The organism is Streptomyces sp. SAS_272, from assembly GCF_052543235.1.
In genome coordinates this window covers 1-4,670 of the sequence record NZ_JBMNDR010000180.1, presented here as the reverse complement: position 1 = coordinate 4,670, position 4,670 = coordinate 1, and the positions used below count along the sequence as shown (strand labels likewise).

The window sequence follows — 4,670 nt, the reverse complement described above, 5'->3', positions numbered from 1 at the left end:
GGACTCGGGCTCCTGTTTCGTCGTGATGCAGGATCCGGAGGGCAACGAGTTCTGCGTTCACTGAGCTCAGCGCCGTCGGTCCCCTTCACAGCGCGTTTCGGCATTGTCCCTGCTCAGCCCTTCCCTCCAGAAGAGCTACACCCAATTGACAATTACTCTGTGCCGGTGCCGCAGGATGCATACTGCACGTGGTGACGGGAGTCACCGACGGTGTCCGACGCCGAACCGGCTGCGTGGCTTCACGGCCGGCGCTACGGCGGCCGCGCTCGCCTACGAGATCTGACGTCGCTGACATTGAGCAGCAGGGCTGCCCTGCCCGGCCCCGGCGGCTAGTGCTCCCATGGACGCGGCAGCATGTGCCACAGGTCTGAGCCAGTCGGGCGGGTTGGTCAGGAACTTGTCCACCAGGCGGGCCGTGAAGGACCGAGCGGCACCCTGGGCGGCGCCCTGGACTATCGCGGCGGTCAGGCCGGCAACCGGCAGCGGGCTGCTGCTGAGTGGGCGACGGGTCGGGCGGTTGGACGGGCGCGGGCACGTTGTCCCGGGTCATGATGCTGCTCCCTTGAGCAGAGGAATTCGAGGACAGCGGACACCTGTCGTGGTGTCGTCCGCGTGGGGGTGGTGAGCGCCTCGCGGTCGGCGGTCCTGCGGCTCTCTGCCTGAGAGCGTCCCTGTGGGGCTTCGGCCCTGGCCCAGGTGGCGTGTTCAGCGTAGCGGCGATCGGCTTGGGTGTTGCCCCAGGTGTCTGGCGAGACGTACGGGTTCTCCCCGCCGACGCGGGGGTGCTCCGATCTCGGCCACCTTACCCACGGGCTCCACCCCATCCTCTCCGGCGGCGCGTGGGCCGCCCGTGGCTGAGCGGCATCGACGCCCGGCTCGCACCAGTCGGGTCGCAGATGATCCAGCAGCCACCCTCCTTGGCTGTGCGAAAGGGGTTGGGTTCGTGGGGTGGCCGGGGTGAGCTGGGGGTTTGTGGGTTCGCTCGGTCGGTGGGTTTGACGGGGGTGTTCGGGTTTCTGAAGGAGGTCTCCTGTATCCAGGAGGGATTTTGGTCTGGTGGTGAGGGGGTCTCGACTTTCGACGTTTTCGCAGGTTGGCGTTGTCCCACCTTGTCGACCGACACCCGGCCGCGCCAGGGGCGGCCATGGCAGTGGCTGTGGATGACAGCTTGTTCAAGCGGCGCGGAAAGAAGAAGGTGTTCGGCGGGGCCTGGCAGCACGACAGCGTCGGACCGGCCGTAAGCCGATCGATCGCAGGAACAGCATTCGTCGTGAACCGTTCAGGCCAGCTCGCCGTCGAAGCCGCATCCCGGGAGAGCACGAAACAGAGGCAGCTTGCGCTCCACGTTGGCGAGCAGGCCGACCTGTCAGTGGGTCGTGCCAAGATGCCCGCATGCCTGAAGCAATCGATCACGCGGACCTCACCCCGCTGACACTCTTCGACACATCACCCGGCAACTACAGCCTGATCCTCGGCGACCACGACTTTGCAGAGACGGCCGACCTCTTCGAAGCCGTCGGTCAGGAGGTCAGCGGCTACAGCTGGGATGCGGTCGCGCACACGGCGGTGCGCATCCACGCGCCGGAACTGGCCGACCGGATCGGCGGCTTCGATCCCGAGGCCGGGATGATGTGCGTCTACGGCACGGATGAGGCGGCTCTGCGGGAACTCGGGCTGATCCTCAGCAGCGCCTTCCACGACCGCGCGAAGCTGGCCGCGCTGATCGAGGCCACCGACCCCGGAGACTGGGACTGAACCCGGATCCATCGGCTTGATTTCGGGTTGATCGTTTCGGGGTTGCGCAGGCCATGTCGGGGCTGGGCTGGGCTGGGCTGCGGATGCGGGCGTGGCCGCTGGTCCGCACAGCTCTTCCACTTGTCTACCTCGGCTTTGGACGTTTCGTTGATCGTTGTTGGGGTCGCTCGGGCGGATGATGCAGCGCCATCTGGCCGCGCGGGATGGAAACAACAGAGAAGCCTCGGGGAGAACGAAATTCCAGCGACAGCGCTCCAGTGGGTCAGTCACTCTTGATCCATGGCGGCATTCCTCTACGACCGGCTGGTCACAGATCACGAGTACGTTCAGAGAGTCAGGCAGCAGCGCCCCAGCGCCCTCCTGCCGGTCGTCGCCGCTGCCTCAGCCCGCTGGCACAGCGACACGTGGTGGAACAGCCCATACCGCAAGTACACGCCGTGGGCTCTCGGCGATGTCGCGCGCACCAGCCTCGCCTACGGGAACGAGTACCGCGGGGACGGCAAGTGCACCGAGAACGATCTGATGGCCATGCTTGCCGCGTACGCGGCGTTGACCGACCCCATGATCCGTGCCGCGGGAGCGCCGAGTCCGTCGCCGGCTGGTTGCTGCGTGCTTCGGGTGAGCAGTTCACCTACCAGGAGTCCGGCTTCAACGATCTCGCTCGGACGGCCGCTCTGTTCGGCCAGACGAGGACGGCCCGCACCGTCACATGCCTTGTCGACGGATGGGATCAAGAACTTCTCGGTTGTTCTCTGGCCGACTACGTCGGTGTCACCCAGCTTCTGCAGGTGGCCGCACTTCGGAACGAAGGGCGCTTTGATCCCGTGTGGCTGAGCCAGCCCCAGATGGAGCAGATCTGCTCCGTCATTCCGGCGCGCACCATACGAGAGGTCACGGACCGTCACTTCGTTACCGATCTGGCGGCCTTCAAAGCCGAGAATGACAATAGGCGGTCGAGTCGAGACTCCCACCTGCGCCTGGCGAAGTGGCAGTTGGTCAACTACGGAACGGCGATCGCGACCAACGTGCGGATCACGGAATGGTTGCCGCCGTGCACGGGGCCTGGCCCGAGAACCTGACGCTGGCCCCGGGCGAGGTGCACGACTTCCTGATGGCGGGGTCGATGGAGGCGCGGATTCCCTCCCTGATCCGTGTTGTAGGGGACGGGCAAGAAGAGCCGGTGCCTCTTCGTGTGGCGCAGCCGCATTTCGGCTGACGACCGAAGCGCCAATCGACGGGCAGGCGGTCACAAGTCACAAGCTTCGCGCGCTGTCGCTGCGGCGGGTCGGCTTGGGGTCACCGGGATGGACGCGGCCCCGACGTCGGTCGGCGCGCTAGACGGACAAGGCCGTACGGTCGAGGCGATGCCGCTGCGAGCCGGTGAGCCGGAGGTCTGCCGCAGCGAGATTCTCCTCCAGATGGGCGATCGAGCCGGTTCCCGGGATCGGCAGGACTGCTGAGGAACGGGCGAGAAGCCAGGCAAGCATGACCTGGGGGGCGGTGGCGCCGAGTTCGGTGGCGACGGCAGCGAGCCCGGGTGCCTGGCCGGAGTCGGCTGCTGCGGCGACGGGGCGCCAGGGAAGAAAGGCGATGCCAGCGGCCTCACATGCCTCCAGAACCGGCTCGTAGTCTCGGTCGAGGAGGTTGTAGCGGTTCTGTACGCTCGCGATCCCGGCGGTCTGCCGGGCCTCGGCGAGCTGTGCGGTGGTGACCTCGGACAGCCCGATGTGTCCGATCTTCCCTTCTAGTTGGAGTTCGCGGAGCGCGCCAACCTGTTCGGCGACCGGAACCTTCGGGTCGATCCGGTGCAGTTGCAGGAGGCCGACGCGCTCGGTCCGGAGCCGGCGCAGTCCCTGCTCGACCTGCTCGCGCAGGCTCTTCGGCCGTGCGTCGTACGCCCACTCTTCCGGCCCGGACCGGGTGACCCCGACCTTGGTGGTGATCAGCAGGTCGTCCGGGTACGGATGCAGGGCCTCGGCCAGGAGTTCCTCGTTGGCTCCCCATCCGTACAGGTAGGCGGTGTCGATCAAGGTGACGCCCAGTTCGACGGCACGCCGGGCTACCACGATGGCGGCTTCCCGTTCAGGGCCAGGACCGGTCGGCAGGCGCATGGCGCCGAACCCGAGCCGAGATACCCGGTATTCACCTCCGATGGAGAACGTGCCCGCCCCGCCCGGAGTGTTTGTTGTGCTTGAAGTCATCGGTTCGCCCCCTCGCCAGTCCGACGATACCTGGGCCCGCCAGCCCCCTACGAACTTCTACGGAGCAGCACTACTAGGGGGTTTCGTCTGGATCAGGGGGCCGGGTGCTGAATCGGTTGTTCGTGGGTGGCAGTCTGGGGCGATGAGACCCTGTACCTCCACCGAGGATGACCTGCGACGTCTGCTCAACGAGTGGGATCCCATCGGCGTCGCTGACGATGTGCAGGATGAGTACGACTGCATGCTCGCTCCTCTGCTTCAGCGACTCCGTTCCGGTGCTGGCCGAACCGAGATCGGTGAGTCCCTGCGGCACGAGCTGGAAGGTCACTTCGGTCTCGACCCTCTGGGCCTGCGGCCGGACGCGATGGCTGTCCGCGTGGTCGAGTGGTGGAAATCGGCCGACCCGGCTGATGACGTGGCCAGGCCAGTGCATAGCCGCTCCCTTTCGATCGCCTGATCGTTGGTCTGGGCGCGCTGTTGACCGACGCGCAGTGGGCGGGGATCGAGCCGTTGCTCCCGGACCGGACTGCCGAGGCGGGGTGGTCGGTGGCGGGATCACCGTGAGGTGATCGACGCGATCGCGTGGAAGTTCCAGACCGGATCGCAATAGGTTCACCCCCGTTATGTTTTTCGCGGTCCTGCAATGGGGCCGCTGGCCTCCGGGCCCGGTATGACTGTGTCCCCTCTGTCGATCGGATGACCTGGGGGGTGGTG

5 protein-coding genes are annotated in these 4,670 nt (G+C 66.5%); 4 read left to right on the top strand and 1 reads right to left on the bottom strand.

Annotation, left to right across the window (positions count from 1 at the left end; translation table 11 throughout):
• Positions 1 to 1,144: 1,144 nt before the first annotated feature.
• From ACN6LD_RS41850 to ACN6LD_RS41840, 3 genes are all read left to right on the top strand, one after another.
• Complete coding sequence (locus ACN6LD_RS41850; RefSeq protein ID WP_445045901.1) at positions 1,145 to 1,432, top strand: hypothetical protein; 288 nt, start codon at positions 1,145 to 1,147, stop codon at positions 1,430 to 1,432.
• A complete protein-coding gene (locus ACN6LD_RS41845; protein WP_319197289.1) occupies positions 1,393 to 1,755 on the top strand; it encodes an Imm51 family immunity protein in 363 nt (120 codons plus the stop codon). The genes ACN6LD_RS41850 and ACN6LD_RS41845 overlap by 40 nt, the downstream gene beginning before the upstream one ends.
• A 602-nt stretch (positions 1,756 to 2,357) precedes the next feature.
• Complete coding sequence (locus tag ACN6LD_RS41840; protein ID WP_319197290.1) at positions 2,358 to 2,834, top strand: hypothetical protein; 477 nt, start codon at positions 2,358 to 2,360, stop codon at positions 2,832 to 2,834.
• Positions 2,835 to 3,089: 255 nt separating this feature from the next.
• Here ACN6LD_RS41840 and ACN6LD_RS41835 read toward each other — a convergent pair whose 3' ends face one another.
• Positions 3,090 to 3,956 carry an aldo/keto reductase gene (locus ACN6LD_RS41835; protein WP_319197292.1) on the bottom strand — a complete coding sequence of 289 codons (867 nt, stop codon included), beginning with the start codon at positions 3,954 to 3,956 and terminating at the stop codon, positions 3,090 to 3,092.
• Positions 3,957 to 4,098: 142 nt separating this feature from the next.
• On the opposite strand from ACN6LD_RS41835, the gene ACN6LD_RS41830 reads away from it, so the two are divergent.
• Complete coding sequence (locus ACN6LD_RS41830; protein WP_319197293.1) at positions 4,099 to 4,413, top strand: hypothetical protein; 315 nt, start codon at positions 4,099 to 4,101, stop codon at positions 4,411 to 4,413.
• Positions 4,414 to 4,670 lie beyond the last annotated feature (257 nt).

Bases quoted from the DNA above. Each gene is read 5' to 3' on its own strand.
- ACN6LD_RS41850 (WP_445045901.1), top strand. From the start codon at position 1,145: ATGGCAGTGGCTGTGGATGACAGCTTGTTCAAGCGGCGCGGAAAGAAG.
- ACN6LD_RS41845 (WP_319197289.1), top strand. From the start codon at position 1,393: ATGCCTGAAGCAATCGATCACGCGGACCTCACCCCGCTGACACTCTTC.
- ACN6LD_RS41835 (WP_319197292.1), bottom strand. From the start codon at position 3,956: ATGACTTCAAGCACAACAAACACTCCGGGCGGGGCGGGCACGTTCTCC.
- ACN6LD_RS41830 (WP_319197293.1), top strand. From the start codon at position 4,099: ATGAGACCCTGTACCTCCACCGAGGATGACCTGCGACGTCTGCTCAAC.